Genomic DNA, 19,132 nt, shown 5'->3' on the forward strand with positions numbered 1-19,132 from the left:
GTCAGGCTCCCAATGTTGAACCGCCGTCCACCACGATATCCTGCAAGGTAATGTGGCTGGCCAGATCGGAGGCAAGAAACAAAATGGTATTGGCTATCTCCTGCGGACGGGCGATTTTACCGAGCGGTATGCCGAGCTTAAACTGTTCGCCGAAACCGCGAATGCGCTGCTGTTCGGCATCTTCACTCACCCATAAAGTGCGCTGCATATCGGTGTCGGTCGAGCCCGGCGACACCACATTACAGCGCACCCCACAGCCCGCCAGCTCCAGCCCTACGGTTAGCGCCAGGCTTTTCAGCGCCGCTTTAGAGGCGCCGTAAGCGCTCATACCGATACGCGGCGTATGCGCCGCATCTGAGGCTACGGTGACAATCGCCCCTCCCTGCTGACGGCGAAACTGCGCCATCGTCTGGGAAAACAGGTTAAATGCCCCGCCCACATTGACCGCAAATGTCTGCTGCCAGTCGTCGACGCTAAGCGCATCGGTCGCTCCCATACGCAAAATACCGGCAGCGTTGACCAGCACATCCAGCCGCGGCGTTTTTTGCAACACACGCTGGCACACCTGCGCAACCTGCCCGGCATCCGCCACATCCATAACTTCGGTAGCAAAGGGATAACTCTCTTGCGTAAATTCGCGATCGAAGCCGATCACCCGCGCCCCGGCGTCAACAAACGCCAGTGCCGTCGCGTAACCGATCCCTTTCCCCGCCCCGGTCACCCATACCGTTTTGTCTGAAAAATCAATACAGGGCATTACTCTACCCCGCGAGAAAGCAGCGCCCACCAGGCGTCAATGGTCGGGTTTTTCGCCAGCATCACGAAGTCGATATCGCCGTGTACTTTACGCCAGCGCGCTGCCAGCCCCATCATGCGTACTGAATCTAGGCCATAATCAATCAGGTTTTCATCATCCAGCGGCTCGTCGGTCTCATCCAGCAACGGCAGAATCAACGCCCGCAGCGCCGCTTTACTGGCAGGAACCGGCGTCGGCAGCAGCGACTCGGTCATGACGACGCGACCGGAACGCCCCGCCACATAGTTCAGCGCCATCAGATGCTCTTCCCGGCTGAAATCCGCCAGCGCATCCGCCACCATAAACGGCTTAATGTCGCGCATAAACGCATCGGTAGCGGTGGTCATACAGCCAATATGCGCATACACGCCGGTAATGATGAGCTGATTACGTCCGGTATCTTTTAACATCTGTTCCAGCGGCGAGCGGTGAAACGCGCTATAGCGCCACTTCACCAGCACCGTATCCGCCTCATCCGGCGTTAAGGCTTCTACCACCTTCTGCTGTTCCGGAGAGCGCGTCAGTCCCGGCCCCCACATATCATTGAGTAACGCGCGATCTTCATCGCTTTGCTCTTTCGGCTGAGCGGTGTAATAGACCGGGATATGATGCTCCTTACAGTACTGGCGCAGAGCGGCGATATTGGCAATTACCTGGTCCATCATTGGGCAGTTGCGGCCCCAAAAGCTGACAAAGTAATCCTGCATATCGTGGATGAGCAGCGCCGCGCGCTCCGGCTCAAATGCCCAGTTCACTTTGTTGGTCGGGATATCCAGTGCGGTGGGCAGCGCGTAAGACTGTAGTTTTGGAATGGCCATCTCTCTTTCTCCTTCAGAGCGGTGAACGTGACGCCAACCGCTGGCGTAATTGTTTTTTATCGACTTTACCAACCGGCGTCAGCGGCAGTGACGCAACGCACTCCACGCGATCCGGTAATTTAAATTCCGCCACGCCCTGCTCTCGCAGGAAACGGCGTACCTGTACCGCTCGCAGCGGCTCTTTTACCACCAGATATGCGCAACTTTTTTCCCCCAGTAGTTCATCTTCCATGCTGACCAGCGCCGCATGGATCACCGCCGGGTGGCGCAGTAACAGGTTTTCTATCTCTTCGGCGGCTATCTTCTCGCCGCCCCGATTGATCTGATCTTTTTCACGCCCGTGAACGGTGATGTAGCCGTCTTGATCAATGGAGATCAGATCGCCGGAACAGTAAAAACCGTTGGCGTCAAAGGCGCTGGCATTGTGTTGCGGACTGTTGAAATAGCCGCGAAAAGTATAGGGGCCGCGCGTCATCAGACGACCAATCTCGCCCGGCGGCAGTGGATTCCCGTCAGCATCCGCCACCCACACTTCGTCGTCCGGACACATGGGTCTTCCCTGGGTATTGATAATCCGTTCCGGATTATCGTCCAGCCGGGTATAATTCACTAACCCTTCCGCCATGCCGAAGACCTGCTGCAACTGACAGCCAATTTCAGCCGGAATACGGGCGGCCAGCGTCGCAGAAAGCCGCGCGCCGCCGACCTGCAATAACCTTAATGACGCCAGCGGCGCATTGCCGCCCCACTCCTGGATAGCCTGTAGCCATAGACTGACCGCGGGCGGCACCAGCGCCGTGGCATTAATCTGGTGTTTTTCGATCAGCGGGAAACAGAGCGTGGCGCTGGGATCGGTCGCCAGCACTACCGTTCCTTTGGCGAGAAAAACGCCCAGCGCGCCTGGCGAACTCATGGCGTAGTTATGCGCGGCGGGAATCGCGCACAGAAAACGCGTCTCCTCGTTGAAACCGCAAATCTCATTGCTGCGGCGCACGCTGTAGTAATAGTCGTTATGGGTACGGGGAATAAGCTTTGGCGTGCCGGTAGTACCGCCGGAAAGCTGAAAGTAGGCCACTTCGTCAGCAGGTGATGGCGTGGCGGTGAAATCTTCCGCCGCCTGCCGCATCGCCGCGTCCAGGCTGTGATCGCCGTCGTCGTTGCGCAATAACACCACCCGCACAGAGCGGTGTTCAGCCACAAACGTGTTGAGAAAGTCCTCCCCGGCGAACAGCGTATGTTGGCGATCGGCAATCACCAGCGTCGGCGTGATCTGCATTGCATAGGCGTTAAGTTCGGTACGTTGATGGCTAAACAGCGCCAGAACGGGCGCTACGCCAAGCTTCAACAGGGCGAAAAAGGTGATATACAGTTCCGGTACATTCCCCAGTTGTACCAGAGCGGTTTCGCCAGGTTTGATGCCCTGACGGCGTAAACTGCAGGCCAGATTATCTGCGGCCTGGTTGAGCTGGCGATAGCTGAATGCGCGCTCGCCTTCAATGACCGCCGTCTTGTCGCTGTCAGCGTGGCGGGTCAGAATATCGGTCAACGGCACGTCTTGCCAGTAGCCTTTTTCACGATAACGGCGGGCAAATTCATCCGGCCAACGGGTGAAAGGTATACGCATCATCGTTCCTTAATGCAGTCCAAAAACGTTCAACATCGTAGAGAGCTTGACGCCGGTTTCCCGCCACTCGCCGACTGGCGAAGAGGCAGGGACAATCCCGGCGCCAGCGAACAGGCGCACCTGATTACCGTGCAATTTCGCACAACGAATCGTCACTACCCACTCGCCGTTTCCTTCGGCGTCGCACCAGCCGACAATGCCGCCAAACAGTTCACGATCGAACGGTTCCAGTTCAGCAATCAGCTTTTTCGCGACCTGATGAGGGAAACCGCTTAACGCAGGCGTTGGATGCAGCAGACAGGCCAGCGTCAGCGCGTTTTCTCCGGCGTTGGCCTTGCCCTCAAACGGCGTACCGAGATGCCATAGCGTCGGCGTGGTGATCAACTGCGGAGAGGAAGGTAATTGCAGTTCCGTGCTGCGATCGCGCAGGATCTGCTTCATCGCCTGCGTCACCAGCTCATGTTCATGGCGATCTTTTTGTGAAGCCAGCAGTCGGTTTCCCGCCTCGCGATCCAGAACGTCATCCGGCTGTCGGCGTGCCGAGCCTGCTAACGGCAGCGAACTAAACCGCTCGCCCTCCTTGCGTAGCAGCAATTCGGGGCTGGCGCCCAGCAGAACGCCGCCATCCGCCAGTGGCACATGGAAGTTGTAACTAACTGGATTCTGCGCAACCAGCCGCTCCAGCAATGCTCCGCTATCCACCGCCACATCAGTGGTGATATCTATCAGCCGGGAAAGCACCACTTTATCGACGTCTGGCGTGGCGGTCAGCATAGCCGCGCGTGCGACCATCGCTTCAAAAGCATCCTGCTCCGGAATCGCCTTTCGCGCCGTCACCGTCAGCGGCTGATGGTCAGTAAAATAACGCGCCGTGCGCTGCTTTTGCTGGCGAGAAAAGGACTGCCACGCCATCGGGATAAATAGCGACGACGGCTGACGGGTATCAAAGGGGATCGCCCCCACCAGGATAGGGTTGGCGATGCCCTGCGATTTGGCCTCGGCAAACTGCTGGCGCAATTTCTGCTGGAAAGGGCTATCCGGCGAATCGCCGGCAACCGCAGGCTCGGTATAACGGGCGAAGCACCCGGAAGTGGTAAAACTGCGATACGGCGACATGAAGAAAAAGCGATCGGGAGCAAGCGTTGCCATTGTCTCCTGAGCGTCCTCGGCCAGTGACATATCCATATCATCCTCCAATGATAAAGGCTTATATACACTTCATCTTTCAAGCTGCCTCTTTGTTGGCTGCGCTCAGAAACCCCGGTCACACAGTTATCTATGCTCGCGGGGATTTCTTCCCTTGCCGTCGCGATGCTTCTTGAATGATTTTGTGTATAATAATGATTATTATTTCTATTTTTAGTGCGCTAACCTAAGAGTAAAACGTCGCTCTGTCAACTCTGGTCATGAGTTAAATGGCACTAAGGCTTGCATCTCGCTGCTGCTGACATGAAAATGAGAAGCATTAACTTTATTAATAACAGGACGCTATTGTGAGACTCCCCGCCTTTTATCGTTGGCTGCTTTTAGTGGTTGGTATATCAATTTCAGGAATATCCTTAGCCCAGGACGCCGGTTGGCCCCGGCAAATCCAGGACAGCCGCGGCGTTCATACTCTGGACCACAAACCCGCGCGTATCGTCTCTACCAGCGTGACGTTGACAGGCTCGCTGCTGGCGATTGATGCGCCCGTCGTCGCCAGCGGAGCCACTACGCCGAATAACCGCTTTGCCGACGATCAAGGGTTTATGCGCCAGTGGAGCGACGTAGCAAAGGCTCGCCATGTCGCCCGGCTGTACATCGGCGAACCGAATGCCGAAACGGTCGCCGCGCAAATGCCGGATCTCATTTTGATTAGCGCCACCGGCGGCGACTCCGCGCTGGCGCTTTACGATCAGCTCTCCGCTATCGCGCCGACACTCGTCATCAATTATGACGATAAAAGCTGGCAGAGTTTGCTCACGCAACTTGGCGAGATCACCGGTCAGGAGAAACAGGCCGCCGCGCGAATAGCGGAGTTTGAGGCGCAACTGACGACGGTTAAACAGCGAATCGCCCTGCCGCCGCAGCCGGTTAGCGCGCTGGTGTATACCCCTGCCGCGCATAGCGCCAATCTGTGGACGCCAGAATCAGCACAAGGCAAGCTATTGACGCAGTTAGGCTTTACGCTGGCGACATTGCCCCGAGGGCTGCAAACCAGCAAAAGCCAGGGTAAGCGCCACGATATCATTCAGCTTGGCGGTGAAAATCTGGCCGCCGGGTTAAACGGCGAATCTCTTTTCCTGTTTGCCGGCGACAACAAAGATGTCGCGGCCCTTTACGCCAATCCGCTGCTGGCGCACCTGCCAGCGGTGCAAAATAAGCGCGTCTATGCCCTGGGTACGGAGACGTTCCGTCTGGATTATTACAGCGCAACATTGTTGCTTAACCGGCTTGCCGCCCTGTTTTAGCCTTATCGGAGTCTTATCCGACTGACCAGACCGATTTGGTCAGTCGGATAAACGCCCCTTCATCAGCCAGCATCGCTAACCGGCGGCGTCTGGCGAAAACGGCGTAGCTCGCCCAGCACTAACAGCAGCAGCAAACCGATAATCACCAGCCCGAATCCACTCACGCTCGCGGAAGCGACCGGCGTCATCATTGCGCCAAGACCGCCTAACAGCGCCGCGCCGATAGCGTCTCCCGTGACGTTTTGCGCGGTCCACAGGCCGTTCATTCGCCCCAGCATATTTTCCGGCGTCTGGGTTTGCAGCAGAGTGTATTGTAATAACGAACTGATGGCGCTAAGCCAGCCAAATAGCGCCAGACAGATAACACCTGCGATCCAGACCGGCATGATGGCGAACACCCCCACCGCCAGAAAAGAACCGACTGTCGAAACCAGCATAATGAGCCCCGGACGAACGCTATGCGCCAGTTGTCCGCTGGTCAGCGCGCCAATGGCCGCCCCCAGCGGAATTGCCGCATACAGCAAACCAATTTGCGCCGCCGACATTTGCCAGCTCATCGCCAGCGCCGGATAGAGGACGCGTACCGCGCTTGCCATCGTCACCAGGCCGCCAAGCAGCGCAATACCGCCGATAAGCGGACTGGCGAGCAAAAAACGAAATGCCGCCAGTAACGCGATAAATGGATTTTCCCGCGGCTGCGGAGGAACAGGCAGTCGCGGCAGCGTCAGTAACGGCAATAGCGTAATAAACGTCCCGGCGGCCGCCAGCCCATAGTTCCAGGCTACGCCGCCGCTGGCAAGCAATATGCCCCCCAACATCGGGGAAATAACCGATCCCAGACGTACCGTCAGCATGGTAATCGCGCCAGCCTGCATCAGATTTTCTCTTCCGACCAGCGCTGGCGTCGCCGCCAGTAACGCGGTCACGCCCAGAGACGCGAAAAAGCCGTCCCACAGGCCAAGGAGATATATCGCCAGCAATGAGGGTTCCGGCAACAGCGCGTTCACGCACAGGCCAATAAAGCCAATACCGCAAGTACCGCGCGCCAGCAGAATCACCTTTTTACGTTCGTAGCGATCGGCCAGCACACCGCCCACCATTAAGCCAATAAACATGGCGCCGCCGGTTAACGTTACCGACAGCCCTACCTGCCAGGTGGAGTGCGTCATCATTTGGATCTGTACCGGAACCGCCACGCCAAGCAGCCCCAGCGAGACAATAGAGATAAAACGGGCCAGAAATACTGCGCGAAATGCAGGGTGCGTCTTCAACAGGCTGAGATTGAGCAGCCAGGATTGTCGATTCATTACAACGCCTTAATGCGAGTTTTTTTAAATATCCATTCAATGGCTGCACATGCTAACATAACCAAACAAGATAGATAACGATAATTACTATCATTATCAGGGAAGTTACTATGTCATGCTCGTTTTCCGTGACGCGCGCGTTTGCCGTGCCCGGATTGTTGTTATTACTGAGTCTCGCCGCGGTTTTAAGCCTGGTCATTGGCGCGAAACCGCTGCCCGCCGCCGTCGTGCTGGAGGCGTTCACCGGCGTGTGCCAAAGCGCCGATTGCACCATCGTCCTGGATGCGCGTTTGCCGCGTACGCTGGCCGGATTACTGGCAGGCGGCGCGTTGGGCCTCGCCGGGGCGCTCATGCAAACACTCACTCGTAACCCGCTCGCCGACCCGGGGATTCTGGGCGTTAACAACGGCGCCAGCTTCGCCATTGTACTGGGCGCGGCGCTGTTTGGTTTCTCCACGCCGCTGGAGCAGCTTTTCATGGCATTTAGCGGCGCGCTTATCGCATCGCTGATTGTCGCCTTCACCGGTAGTCAGGGCGGCGGCCAGTTAAGCCCGGTCCGCCTGACACTGGCGGGCGTGGCGCTTGGCGCGGTACTGGAAGGACTGACCAGTGGCATCGCGCTGTTAAATCCAGAGGTCTATGACCAGCTTCGCTTCTGGCAGGCGGGATCGCTGGACATTCGTAGCCTGCAAACGTTGAAAGTCGCGCTCGCGCCCGTGGTTATCGCTGGGATCGTGGCGCTATTTCTGAGCCGTGCGCTGAACAGCCTGAGCCTCGGCAGCGATACCGCGACGGCGCTGGGGAGTAAAGTGGCGCGCACCCAACTTATCGGTTTACTGGCGATTACCGTCTTGTGCGGCAGCGCAACGGCGCTGGTCGGCCCTATCGCCTTTATTGGTCTGATGATGCCGCATATGGCGCGTTGGCTGGTGGGCGCAGACCACCGCTGGTCGCTGCCAGTGACGCTACTGGCAACCCCTGCTCTGCTGCTTTTTGCCGATATTATTGGTCGTCTGTTGGTGCCGGGCGAACTCCGGGTATCGGTCGTCAGTGCGTTTATCGGCGCGCCGGTACTTATCTTTCTGGTACGCCGTAAATCGAACGGAGGCGGCCTGTGATGTTTCTTTCTCGTCGGCTTATCGTAAGTTGCCTGCTTCTGGCGGCTGGCTGCTTCGCCATTGGCTTATGGAGCCTGCAAAGCGGTGCCGTGCCCCTTGAGACCGGGCAGATTATTGCCGCGCTGCTGGGCGACGCGCCGCGTAACATCACCCTTGTCGTAACCGAATGGCGACTACCGCGCGTATTAATGGCGCTACTGATTGGCGCTGCGCTTGGCGTCAGTGGCGCGATTTTTCAGTCGTTGATGCGTAACCCGCTAGGCAGCCCTGATGTGATGGGCTTTAATACTGGCGCCTGGAGCGGCGTACTGGTCGCAATGGTCCTGTTTGGCCAGCATCTTACCGCGATCGCGCTGGCGGCAATGGCGGGCGGTATCGTCACGTCATTGATTGTCTGGCTGCTCGCCTGGCGTAACGGGATTGAAACTTTCCGGCTGATTATCATCGGTATCGGCATCCGCGCGATGTTAGTCGCCTTTAATACCTGGCTTCTGTTGCAGGCGTCGCTGGAAACGGCGCTCACCGCCGGCTTATGGAACGCCGGGTCGCTCAACGGTCTGACATGGGCAAAAACCTGGCCTTCAGCGCCGCTGATTATTGTAATGCTGACAGGCGCCGCGCTACTGGTGCGTCGTATGCGGCTGCTGGAGATGGGCGATGACAGCGCCTGCGCGCTGGGTGTTAGCGTGGAGCGGTCACGCCTGATGCTGATGCTGGTGGCGGTGTCGCTCACCGCTGCGGCAACGGCACTGGCTGGCCCCATCTCGTTTATTGCCCTTGTCGCGCCGCACATCGCCCGCCGTCTTAGCGGCACAGCGCGCTGGGGATTAACCCAGTCGGCGCTGTGCGGCGCATTATTACTACTGGCCGCCGATGCGTGCGCGCAGCAACTGTTTATGCCTTATCAGCTTCCAGTGGGCGTGGTCACCGTCAGCCTCGGCGGTATTTACCTTATCGTCTTGTTAATTCAGGAGTCCCGCAAAAAATGACCGAATCCGTAGCCCGTTTGCGCGGCGACCAGTTAACGCTGGGTTATGGCAGCTATACCGTCGCAAAAAACCTTAATGTTTCGATTCCGGACGGCCATTTTACCGCTATCATCGGCCCTAACGGCTGCGGCAAGTCGACGTTGCTACGCACGCTAAGCCGTCTGATGACGCCTGTTGACGGCCATGTCTGGCTGGATGGCGAACAGATACAGCGTTACGCCAGTAAAGAGGTGGCGCGGCGCATCGGATTGCTGGCGCAAAACGCTACCACGCCGGGCGATATCACCGTACAAGAGCTGGTCGCCAGAGGGCGGTATCCGCATCAGCCGTTATTTACCCGCTGGCGTAAGGAAGATGCCGATGCCGTCGCCAGTGCCATGCGTGCAACAGGTATCACCTCACTGGCGGCGCAAAGTGTAGACACTCTGTCCGGCGGCCAACGTCAGCGGGCGTGGATAGCCATGGTGCTGGCGCAGGAAACGTCCATCATGCTGCTGGATGAGCCGACAACGTGGCTGGATATTAGCCATCAAATTGATTTGCTGGAGTTGTTAAGCGATCTCAACCGCGAAAAAGGCTATACGCTCGCCGCCGTCCTGCATGACCTGAATCAGGCCTGCCGATACGCCACGCATTTGATTGCATTACGCGAAGGTAATATTGTCGCACAGGGCGCGCCGAAAGAGATTGTTACCGCTGAGCTTATCGAAAAAATCTATGGACTGCGCTGTATGATTATCGACGATCCGGTTGCCGGGACGCCGCTGGTGGTACCGCTGGGGCGGCGATAGTCGCCCACACAGATGACAAAGCCGGATATCGCTATCCGGCTTTTGGGTAAATCAGACTAACCGTTCATCTATCGCCAGCGCGTTTTCCATTTTACGCGAGACCATCGCGTGACGCAGTAATACGCCGCCGCAGGCCATCATACCGCCAATCAACGCCGCCAGGATAATAATGATGGCTTTACCCGGGCCATCTTTTTTCACTGGCAGAGACGGCGACAGTTGATATTTAAACGGGGTAAACTTCACGTCACTCACATTCATTGCCGCCAGTTGTTCAACATGGTATTGACGGTTACGCAAATCACCGTCGATCTCGGCCACGTCCGTTACCCCTTTTTCAATTTCCAGTTTGCGGGAAATACCATCCGCGCCGAGAGAAATAGAAAAATCCGGATCATCTTTTACCGCCTGACCATTGCTGTAAACCGGTCTCTTAATACCGGCGGCGTTGGCGATTTCCAGCGAATAATGAAGACGTTGAATATTGGCATCAAGCTGATTTTTGAGACGCACCCGATCCATCGCCAGCTTTTCCTGCTCATAGCGGGTTTTGATTTCCAGCTGGTTACGAATATTTTCCAGCGTCTCTTTCACGACGATATCGGAGATGTACTGAATATAGCCAGCCAGCACTTTTTGCGCTTCTTCCCGCGTCGGCGCGGTAAAACTCAGCGTCCACGACGTGAATAACGACGTTTCATTTTTCTTGCCGACATTACTGTCCACCGCTTTCATTTTTTCGCTCAGCAGGACAATCGCCCGGTGAAGATCCTGCTCGTCTATTTGCGCGCCTTTTAATTGATCCATGACATACGGAGAAGAACGAAGATATTCTTCCAGCAGCGAGGGCGAGCTAAACTTTTTAATAAACAGATTAAATACGCTGCCCCGATCAACGCTTACCTCCATATCCAACACGCGCAGCGCGGTCAACGTTCTCTCCAGCCCCTGCCACTGTACCGACTCCGCCGGTGTGACAATCGCCTGGCTGGTCCATTTTTGCGGCAGCAGAAAGGACAGAAGCAACCCCACGCACGCAAAGGCGAAAACGGTAGCAAGAATACGACGTTTCGCCTGCCATAACACCTCTATAAGGCTAAACAAATCGATTTCATGACTGTTGGCGGGCGGCAGTGAATAACCTGCAAATGACTGATTTTTTTCTTGTTTTACATTAAGAGATGGCATGCCGTATGACCTGAAAACTTTATCCAATGAAAGAACACATTCCTGTCAGAGATTCTAACAGCAAGTCAGAATTATCCGAAACACTCTTTGCGCGCCAGTGCCCGAAAAGCTAAATATTCGGAATTAAACTTGCCTGTAGCATGTATCACTTATGTTAAAAGAATTAATAGTTGCAATAAAAAACCCATAATAATTAGTAATTATTATGGGTTTCAGGATTTAATTTGTTAAAGGCAGAAACAACGCCCGTTATTTATTAATAAGTTCGCTGATGATGGGCCCGATAGTTTCAAAAGCGGAGGGAGAAATAATATCTACATGCGCGCACGGCTGGCGATAAATAGCCAAAGACGCTATCCACGGCGACCAGCTCTGTTCAGGCGATACGCCTTCCGGCACCGTTTTATCCGCCACAAAGAGCGTAGCATGTCCATCAAACGGTACGCTATGCGCCGTCGTCAGCAAACGGACGGCATCCGCATAATTGCCTTCAATGGCGGTAAATAAGGCTTCGGAGGCATTTCCCTCCTGCGCGGCGACAAACGCAGCGCGTTCACGTTCAATTTCCGCCAATACGTCCGGATTGAGGCCATTCGCCTCTTTTTCCCGCCAGTTTTGCGTTTCCGGCGGCCAGGTGTCCAGTAACCCCAAAAACGCCACCGTTTCGCCGCGTGCGCGCAACCGGGCGGCGATCCCTTGCGCCAGCGTCCCGCCCAGCGAATAGCCTAATAAATAATAAGGGCCATGCGGCTGCCGGGCGAGCAATGTCGCCAGATGATGTTCACATACCTCATCAAGGGTGGTTGCGGTTTGCATAGGGCCAGCGGGGCGCGGCGACTGAATCCCCATAATCGACCACGACGGGCTGAGATAGCGTGATAATACGCTAAATTGCCAGGCGAACCCCGACGCCGGATGGAAACAAAATAACGTTGGACCATCGCTTTCACGCAGCGGCAACAGCGGCCCGAACCCCAGATTGCGCGAGCGTTCGTCATCGTCAGTATCGAGCAGCTTACTTAACTGCGCCACGTCAGACGCCACCATCACCTGCCCCGGCGTCACCTGACGGTTAAACGTCTGACTTAGCTGCGCGGCCAGTTTCATCGCCAGCAGCGAATGTCCGCCCAGCGCAAAGAAATCACTTTCAACGTCGTTAATCTCACAGCCCAGCAGGCGGGAAAACGCCGCGGCGACAGCAATCTCCGTTGCGGACTGCGGCGCACGCCCTTTCACGCGCGGCGTCAGGTCCGGCAGCGGCAGGGCTTTGCGATCCAGCTTGCCATTAGCGCTAAGCGGCAAGCTGGCAAGTTGCAACAGCACAACCGGCACCATATGCGCGGGAAGTTTTTGGCGTAATTTTTCCTGCAGCGCCGGTAAATCCAGCGGCAAACCGGAGTGCGACACCAGATAGCCGACCAGTTGCCGGGCATCCCCGCCCGTCGCCGCCGCCTGATTAAAGACGCAGGCATGTGCTACCGCCTGTTCAACATCCGGCAGCGTTTGCATGACGCGGTCAATCTCGCCCAGTTCAATACGTTGCCCCCGAATTTTGAGCTGATCGTCGCTGCGCCCCAGGTATTCTACCGCGCCGGAATCCAGCCAGCGCGCCACATCTCCGGTACGGTACATCCGTTCGCCTGGCGCAAAAGGATCGGCGATAAAACGGCTGGCGGTAAGATCCGGACGCCCCAGATAGCCCTGCGCCAGTTGGATACCGGTAAGATAGAGATCGCCAGCCACGCCCGGCGGCACCGGCTGCATATGCGCATCGAGAATACGTAAACCGGTATTCCAGACGGGATAACCAATCGGGATGCTGTTGCCGTCAACAGCCGCCAGCTCATCGCCACAGGCCGGATACCAGCTCACATCCACCGCGGCCTCCGTTGGCCCGTACAGATTGTGTAGCGGCGCGTTGGTTAACGTCTCCCATTCGCGGCACAGCGCCGTCGGCAGGGCCTCGCCGCTACAGAAAACGCGCTTTAAGGAAGCGCAGCTTTTCCCAGCCGACGCTGGCGTGAGCGAGGCAATAAAGGCCGCCAGCATCGACGGCACAAAATGAGTGGTCGTGACGCCGTATTGCGCAAAGAACCGCTGCATCGCGAGCGGGTCGCGGTGCGCTTCCGGCTCGGCCATCACCAGTTTCGCCCCGGCGATAAACGGCCAGAAAAACTCCCATACTGAGACGTCAAAACTGCACGGCGTTTTTTGCGCTACTACATCATCCGCCGTCAACGGATAGTGATCCTGCATCCACAGCAGCCGGTTGACTATCGCCGTTTGTCCCACCATCACCCCTTTCGGCCTGCCCGTCGAGCCAGAGGTGAAAATGATGTAAGCGGTATGATGCGGTAACGACAGCCCCAGCGGAGTGGCGTCACTGACCGGTAGCGGTTGGCTATAACACAAATATTCCATCCCCGGAATATCGTGAAAGCGCGCCAGCTGCGCCTGAGTCGTAATTAACAGTTTCGGCTGCGCATCTTCCAGCATCATTCGCAGCCGATCGTCAGGATAACCGGTATCCAGCGGCAGCCAGGCGGCGCCCGCTTCGACAATGCCGTGCAGCGCTAAGGTCAGAAAAACCGACCGCGGCAACGCCACCGCCACGCTATCGCCAGGCTGAACGCCGCGTTCCCGCAGCGCGTATGCCAGCGCCACAACCTGTTCGCGCATTTCACGGTAGGTAAAGTGATAATGCGCATCTGCCAACGCGGAAGCCTCTGGCGTTTTTTGCGCCTGCTGCGCCACCAAATCGCTAAGCGTGGCGGCGGGAATCGTTACCGCCGTATTATTAAGGTGTGCTAATTGCGTTTGTTCTTCCGCCAGCAGCATTTGCGCATCGCCGCAGCGCAGCGCCGGGTTATCCGCAAACTGCGTGATAAGCGCCATCAATCGTAAGGCATGGCGGGAGAGCGTGGCATCATCGTAACGCTGTGCATTCGCCAGCAATTCAATATCCAGACCGCCGTTTTCATCCGGAAAAAGCGCCAGTTCAAGATCGTTAACCGGCCCCGTCGCCAGGGTATGGGTTTGCGCCTGTATGCCAGGAAGATCCAGATGATAATCAAACACTTTTATATTGAGCACCGGGCCAAATAGCGGCGTTTCCCCTGCGGCTCGCCCGCTATCGCGTACAATCTGTTCGGCGTCGTAACGCTGGTGGCGGCGCATCTTCTTTAACTGCGCCGCAAGACGCTTCGCCAGCGTTGGCAGATCTTCCGTCGCATGAAGGTTAACCGCCAGCGGCAACACGTTAAGGACAGGCCCGGTCGCCGTTAACGCCGCCGAGCCCATCCGCCGCATAAAGATAAATCCGGCGGCATAATCCATACGCCCGCATAATCGTCCCAGCCACAACGTCACCAGCGCCAGGGCAAGATCCGCTCGCGGTATCTCAGGCATGTGCGCCGCCAGTTGGCGAAACGCCCCCGCCGGCGCGCTCAATTTCATACGCAGAATATCCGCGCTCGCCGACCGCCCCGGCAGCGGCGCGGCAGAAATTGACGCCGGCGGCGGCAGCTCGCGGCGCTGCTGCGCCCAGAAGGCGCCGTCACGCTGCCAGGCCTCGCTCTGGTGATAGCGCTGATATTCCTCGACCACATCCGCAAAGGGGGTAAAAGGCGACTCCGGCGTAGGGGCGTCGCTCTGCCAGGCGCGATAAATCGCCGCAATCTGGCGGGTTATCGCCGGGAAGCTAAAGCCATCCACCAGCAAATGGTGATAGCGCTGATACCAATACCAGCGGGTATCATCAATGCGGATTAACTGGTGAAACGCCAGCGGCTTACCGCTATCTGCGCGCAGGTTTTGCCGTAAATCCGCCTGCATTAACGCCAGCGCCGCGTGATGCGGATCGGGCTGGTCGCGTAAATCGGCAATCGGGGGCTCGCCGAAGGTGTGCTCAGGATCTATCCATTGCCAGACCTCGCCGTTCTCTTCGGTAAAACGCATCCGTAGCGTATCCGCCTGTTGCATCCCTACCGCTACCGCTTTTGCCAGCAAGGGGGCATCCAGCTCGCCATTCAGTTCCACGTAGTGCGCCACGCTCCAGGCGGAGGGTAAATCAGAGAGTTTTTCCGCCATCCAGATCCCCGGCTGGGCGGCGACTAACGGTAAACGCTGCGTCATTTCGCCTCCTGCTTATCGGCATAATGCGCCGGGTTCAGGGTTGTCCAGCACGTATTAAGCCACTGCTGGCACGCGTCCTGCGATTGCGGTTCGCATACCACGTCCCATCCTGCGGGAAGCGCGCACGCCGCTGGCCAAAGGCTGAATTGACGCTGCGCATTTTGCAGGATGTAAAACTGTCCCTGCGGATTATCGAAGGGATTACTGAATTCCATACTCAACTCCTGTCATGGACATGTGCCCGGTTAAAGCGTGTCGATAAGCGGCTGCCAAAGCAGCATCAGCCCTTGCGTTAGCCCGCCGCGCCAGCAAAGCGCATCGTGTCCGCCGTCAACCTGACGCCAGAAAATGGACTGCTGCGAGGTATTCAGTTGGGCATAAAGCGCCTGATTCGCCTGAAACACGATCGGCTCACGCACGCCGGCTTCCAGTACGATACGCAGTCCGCGCGCGCATAATGCGCCGGTTTTCAGCCGGGTAATGACTTCCCCCTCCGGCGGGGTGATGCGATGAGGCCACCAGAACGATCCTGACTGGCTTAGTACACAGCCAAAACGCGTCGGCCAGTTCAGGCCGGCATACAGCGCCGACAGGCCACCAAAGCTCTGTCCGGCGACCACCGTTCGTCCGGCATCATCGCTAAAAGGCGTCACGGCTCTGACTTGCGGCAACAGTTCCTGCTGCACCGCCAGCCAGAAGTCGGCATTGCAGGGCAACTCCTGGCTGCGGTGTTGAGTATCAATCGCGTCAATCAGCAGATAGATGGCACCGGGAAGCAGGCGTTGATAAGTCAGCGAGGCGAGTGCGGGCCAGACGGGCATATTTTCCGCCCAGAATTGACCGTCCAGCAGAATAGCCAACGGTCTTTCCTCCGGCGCCTCGTCTCCGGTCGTCAATATCCATACGCGGCGGGAGTTACCCAGACGTTCGCTATGCCACTGCATCATCAAAGGCGGCGAGTACGGCGTTTCAGGACGATCCCATCCCGGCTGAAGGGGCGCATCCGGCATTTCCAGCGCTGAAACCGCATGACCACGTCCTCCCCGCCAGCTTCGCGAATTAAGCGGGTCGGCTATCGCCTGTGGTAATAACTGTCGCCAGCCTTCACGCAGTGCGTTCCGATCAGGCGTTTCGCCCGGCGCAAAAGCGGCAAAAACGTCATCGCGTTCGGTAGGAATAAAACAGTAGCTGCCGCGCCAGTTAGCGCTAAGCGCCGTACTCCAGCGCCAGACATCCGTTCCGGCAATACGCGCCATCGTCTGAGGCTGCGCGTTTTGATGATGATCGGTTACGCCAGTGATGTAGACCCAGACACGCCGTATCGGGGAGTGTGTTTCGTTTCCCTGCGGGTCGCGCCACCAAAAAGTGACCCGATAATTTCCGTCTTTTTCCCGTATCCATTCCGGCCCGGTTTTCGTCCTCCACCAGGCCTCACTTCCCGTTGCCAGCGCCTCTTTCATTATAACCCTGTGTTTATTATGAATTTTGTATATAAAAGGTGAAATATATTGATAATATTATTGATAACTATTTGCATTTGCAATAGCGTATTGTCGCACTATGGGACGCGCGAACACAATTTCACCACCCGGCCAATGCCTTTGACGGGCGCTTTGGCTTATGTGGCTAAAGAAAAGCAGGATATACAATGAACAAGAAGATTCATTCCCTGACCTTACTGGTCAATTTAGGGATTTACGGGGCCGCTCTGCCCGTGATGGCGGAAGACAAAACCGATAGCGCTGCGCTCACCAATGAAGACACCATCGTGGTGACCGCTGCCCAGCAAAACCTACAGGCGCCTGGCGTATCCACTATCACCGCCGATGAGATCCGCAAAAATCCGCCCGCGCGCGACGTGTCAGAAATCATCCGCACCATGCCGGGCGTGAACCTGACCGGCAACTCCACCAGCGGTCAGCGCGGGAATAACCGCCAAATCGATATTCGCGGCATGGGGCCGGAAAACACCCTTATCCTGATAGACGGTAAACCCGTCACCAGCCGTAACTCGGTGCGCCTGGGCTGGCGCGGCGAACGCGATACCCGTGGCGATACCGCGTGGGTGCCGCCGGAGATGATCGAACGCATTGAAGTGCTGCGTGGCCCTGCCGCCGCACGCTACGGTAACGGCGCGGCGGGTGGCGTGGTCAATATCATTACCAAAAAAGGCGGTAGCGAGTGGCACGGCTCCTGGAATACCTATTTCAACGCGCCGGAACATAAAGACGAAGGCGCAACCAAACGCACTAACTTTAGCCTGAACGGCCCGCTGGGCGGGGATTTCAGCTTCCGTCTGTATGGCAACCTCGACAAAACGCAGGCGGATGCGCGTAATATTAATCAGGGGCATCAGTCTGAACGTACCGGGAGTTACGCCGACACGCTACCGGCAGGACGCGAGGGGGTCATTAACAAAGATATCAACGGTGTGGTTCGTTGGGATTTTGCTCCGCTTCAGTCTCTGGAGCTGGAGGCCGGATACAGTCGCCAGGGCAATCTCTATGCCGGCGATACTCAGAACACCAATACGAACCAACTGGTGAAAGATAATTACGGAAAAGAGACGAACCGCCTCTATCGGCAGAACTACTCTCTGACCTGGAACGGCGGCTGGAATAATGGCGTAACCACCAGTAACTGGGTGCAATACGAACATACCCGTAACTCCCGGATGCCGGAAGGCTTGGCAGGCGGCACCGAAGGAATTTTCGATCCCAAAGCATCGCAAAAATATGCCGATGCCGATTTGAATGACGTCACCCTACACAGCGAAGTGAGCCTTCCTTTCGATCTGCTGGTCAATCAAAACCTGACGCTGGGTACTGAATGGGCCCAACAGCGTATGAAAGACGAGCTCTCCAACTCGCAAACCTTTATGGGGGGAAATATCCCGGGTTACAGCAGTACCAATCGTAGCCCCTATTCAAAAGCGGAAATTTTCTCTCTGTTTGCTGAAAACAACATGGAACTGACCGACAGCACCATGCTGACGCCGGGGCTACGTTTCGATCATCACAGTATTGTGGGGGATAACTGGAGCCCGTCGCTGAACCTGTCGCAAGGTCTGGGGGATGACTTTACCCTGAAAATGGGGATCGCCCGCGCTTATAAAGCCCCGAGTCTGTACCAGACTAACCCAAACTATATTTTGTACAGTAAAGGTCAGGGTTGCTACGCGACTGGCGCGGGTACCGGCATCGGCTGCTATATGATGGGTAACGATGATCTGAAAGCCGAAACCAGCATCAATAAAGAGATCGGTCTGGAATTTAAACGCGATGGCTGGCTGGCCGGCGTCACCTGGTTCCGCAATGATTACCGCAATAAGATTGAAGCGGGTACAGTGCCGTTGCAGCGTATCAATAACGGCAAAACGGATGTCTATCAGTGGGAGAACGTGCCGAAAGCGGTCGTTGAAGGTCTGGAAGGCACGTTAAACGTACCGGTTAGCGACACCGTCAACTGGACGAATAACGTTACGTATATGCTGCAGAGCAAAAACAAAGAGACCGGCGAACGCCTGTCGATTATTCCACAGTACACGCTTAACTCAACCCTGAGTTGGCAGGTACGTCAGGACGTTTCTCTGCAATCGACCTTCACCTGGTACGGCAAACAAGAGCCAAAGAAATATGATTATCAGGGTAACCCCGTTACCGGAACAGATAAGCAAGCGGTCAGCCCATACAGTATTGTTGGCCTGAGCGCGACCTGGGACGTGACCAAAAATGTCAGCCTGACCGGTGGCGTGGATAACCTCTTTGACAAACGTCTGTGGCGTGAAGGTAACGCGCAAACCGTCAGGGATACTCAAACTGGCGCTTATATGGCGGGCGCTGGCGCGTACACCTATAACGAACCGGGACGTACGTGGTATATGAGCATTAATACCCATTTCTGATGGCAACCTTCCC

Annotated in this window: 14 protein-coding genes; 5 read left to right on the forward strand and 9 right to left on the reverse strand. The window is 56.6% G+C overall.

Annotated features, from left to right (window positions below):
• Position 1: 1 nt before the first annotated feature.
• Genes entA through entC form a run of 4 tightly spaced genes read right to left on the reverse strand, consistent with a single transcriptional unit; the run spans position 2 to position 4,423 of the window.
• Positions 2–757, reverse strand: coding sequence for a 2,3-dihydro-2,3-dihydroxybenzoate dehydrogenase EntA (gene entA, locus J4613_RS11460; RefSeq protein WP_001112176.1), 756 nt, complete (start codon positions 755–757; stop codon positions 2–4).
• The gene (locus tag J4613_RS11465) at positions 757–1,614 is read right to left on the reverse strand and encodes an isochorismatase (RefSeq protein WP_001007166.1); all 858 of its coding nucleotides are present in this window, start codon (positions 1,612–1,614) and stop codon (positions 757–759) included. The genes entA and J4613_RS11465 overlap by 1 nt, the downstream gene beginning before the upstream one ends.
• Before the next feature lie 13 nt (positions 1,615–1,627).
• Positions 1,628–3,238 carry a (2,3-dihydroxybenzoyl)adenylate synthase EntE gene (entE, locus tag J4613_RS11470; RefSeq protein WP_111742411.1) on the reverse strand — a complete coding sequence of 537 codons (1,611 nt, stop codon included), beginning with the start codon at positions 3,236–3,238 and terminating at the stop codon, positions 1,628–1,630.
• Positions 3,239–3,247: 9 nt separating this feature from the next.
• Positions 3,248–4,423, reverse strand: a complete 1,176-nt coding sequence (entC, locus tag J4613_RS11475; RefSeq protein ID WP_000367596.1) for an isochorismate synthase EntC — start codon at positions 4,421–4,423, stop codon at positions 3,248–3,250.
• 308 nt (positions 4,424–4,731) lie between these two features.
• Between entC and fepB the strand changes: the two genes are divergently transcribed.
• On the forward strand, positions 4,732–5,688 hold the full coding sequence (gene fepB, locus J4613_RS11480) for a Fe2+-enterobactin ABC transporter substrate-binding protein (RefSeq protein WP_001238985.1): 957 nt from the start codon (positions 4,732–4,734) through the stop codon (positions 5,686–5,688).
• 62 nt (positions 5,689–5,750) lie between these two features.
• Here the strand turns inward: fepB and entS are convergent, their stop codons facing one another.
• Positions 5,751–6,995 (reverse strand): enterobactin transporter EntS, encoded by a 1,245-nt coding sequence (gene entS, locus J4613_RS11485; protein ID WP_001081663.1) that lies wholly within the window; start codon positions 6,993–6,995, stop codon positions 5,751–5,753.
• Positions 6,996–7,105: 110 nt separating this feature from the next.
• Here entS and fepD point away from each other — a divergent pair, with 110 nt between their 5' ends.
• From fepD to fepC, 3 genes are read left to right on the forward strand one after another with little or no spacing between them, the layout of a single operon-like run.
• Positions 7,106–8,113, forward strand: coding sequence for a Fe(3+)-siderophore ABC transporter permease (fepD, locus tag J4613_RS11490; protein ID WP_001277879.1), 1,008 nt, complete (start codon positions 7,106–7,108; stop codon positions 8,111–8,113).
• Positions 8,113–9,102 carry an iron-enterobactin ABC transporter permease gene (gene fepG / locus J4613_RS11495; protein WP_000480064.1) on the forward strand — a complete coding sequence of 330 codons (990 nt, stop codon included), beginning with the start codon at positions 8,113–8,115 and terminating at the stop codon, positions 9,100–9,102. Before fepD ends, fepG begins: the two co-directional genes overlap by 1 nt.
• The gene (gene fepC / locus J4613_RS11500; protein ID WP_000140620.1) at positions 9,099–9,893 is read left to right on the forward strand and encodes an iron-enterobactin ABC transporter ATP-binding protein; all 795 of its coding nucleotides are present in this window, start codon (positions 9,099–9,101) and stop codon (positions 9,891–9,893) included. The genes fepG and fepC overlap by 4 nt, the downstream gene beginning before the upstream one ends.
• A 51-nt stretch (positions 9,894–9,944) precedes the next feature.
• Here fepC and wzz(fepE) read toward each other — a convergent pair whose 3' ends face one another.
• The 4 genes from wzz(fepE) to fes all read right to left on the reverse strand — a co-directional run bounded on the left by wzz(fepE) (position 9,945) and on the right by fes (position 16,675).
• The gene (gene wzz(fepE), locus J4613_RS11505) at positions 9,945–11,081 is read right to left on the reverse strand and encodes an LPS O-antigen length regulator Wzz(fepE) (RefSeq protein ID WP_001139584.1); all 1,137 of its coding nucleotides are present in this window, start codon (positions 11,079–11,081) and stop codon (positions 9,945–9,947) included.
• 249 nt (positions 11,082–11,330) lie between these two features.
• Positions 11,331–15,215, reverse strand: a complete 3,885-nt coding sequence (gene entF / locus J4613_RS11510) for an enterobactin non-ribosomal peptide synthetase EntF (RefSeq protein WP_111742412.1) — start codon at positions 15,213–15,215, stop codon at positions 11,331–11,333.
• The gene (locus J4613_RS11515) at positions 15,212–15,430 is read right to left on the reverse strand and encodes an MbtH family protein (protein WP_080205980.1); all 219 of its coding nucleotides are present in this window, start codon (positions 15,428–15,430) and stop codon (positions 15,212–15,214) included. Before J4613_RS11515 ends, entF begins: the two co-directional genes overlap by 4 nt.
• 30 nt (positions 15,431–15,460) lie before the next feature.
• Positions 15,461–16,675 carry an enterochelin esterase gene (gene fes, locus J4613_RS11520; protein WP_111742413.1) on the reverse strand — a complete coding sequence of 405 codons (1,215 nt, stop codon included), beginning with the start codon at positions 16,673–16,675 and terminating at the stop codon, positions 15,461–15,463.
• A 188-nt stretch (positions 16,676–16,863) separates the two neighbouring features.
• Between fes and J4613_RS11525 the strand changes: the two genes are divergently transcribed.
• Entirely contained in the window at positions 16,864–19,119 is a 2,256-nt protein-coding gene (locus J4613_RS11525) for a TonB-dependent siderophore receptor (RefSeq protein WP_079834980.1), read from the forward strand.
• The last annotated feature ends 13 nt before the right edge of the window (positions 19,120–19,132 follow it).

Origin of the sequence: Salmonella sp. 32020114201800008SM (assembly GCF_017572025.1) — a bacterium.
In the GTDB taxonomy this organism is placed as follows: domain Bacteria; phylum Pseudomonadota; class Gammaproteobacteria; order Enterobacterales; family Enterobacteriaceae; genus Salmonella; species Salmonella enterica.

Excerpts from the sequence above, each read along its gene's own strand:
- entA (WP_001112176.1), bottom strand. The coding sequence starts at position 757 with ATGCCCTGTATTGATTTTTCAGACAAAACGGTATGGGTGACCGGGGCG.
- J4613_RS11465 (WP_001007166.1), bottom strand. The coding sequence starts at position 1,614 with ATGGCCATTCCAAAACTACAGTCTTACGCGCTGCCCACCGCACTGGAT.
- entE (WP_111742411.1), bottom strand. The coding sequence starts at position 3,238 with ATGCGTATACCTTTCACCCGTTGGCCGGATGAATTTGCCCGCCGTTAT.
- entC (WP_000367596.1), bottom strand. The coding sequence starts at position 4,423 with ATGGATATGTCACTGGCCGAGGACGCTCAGGAGACAATGGCAACGCTT.
- entS (WP_001081663.1), bottom strand. The coding sequence starts at position 6,995 with ATGAATCGACAATCCTGGCTGCTCAATCTCAGCCTGTTGAAGACGCAC.
- fepD (WP_001277879.1), top strand. The coding sequence starts at position 7,106 with ATGTCATGCTCGTTTTCCGTGACGCGCGCGTTTGCCGTGCCCGGATTG.
- fepG (WP_000480064.1), top strand. The coding sequence starts at position 8,113 with ATGTTTCTTTCTCGTCGGCTTATCGTAAGTTGCCTGCTTCTGGCGGCT.
- fepC (WP_000140620.1), top strand. The coding sequence starts at position 9,099 with ATGACCGAATCCGTAGCCCGTTTGCGCGGCGACCAGTTAACGCTGGGT.
- entF (WP_111742412.1), bottom strand. The coding sequence starts at position 15,215 with ATGACGCAGCGTTTACCGTTAGTCGCCGCCCAGCCGGGGATCTGGATG.
- J4613_RS11515 (WP_080205980.1), bottom strand. The coding sequence starts at position 15,430 with ATGGAATTCAGTAATCCCTTCGATAATCCGCAGGGACAGTTTTACATC.
- fes (WP_111742413.1), bottom strand. The coding sequence starts at position 16,675 with ATGAAAGAGGCGCTGGCAACGGGAAGTGAGGCCTGGTGGAGGACGAAA.
- J4613_RS11525 (WP_079834980.1), top strand. The coding sequence starts at position 16,864 with ATGAACAAGAAGATTCATTCCCTGACCTTACTGGTCAATTTAGGGATT.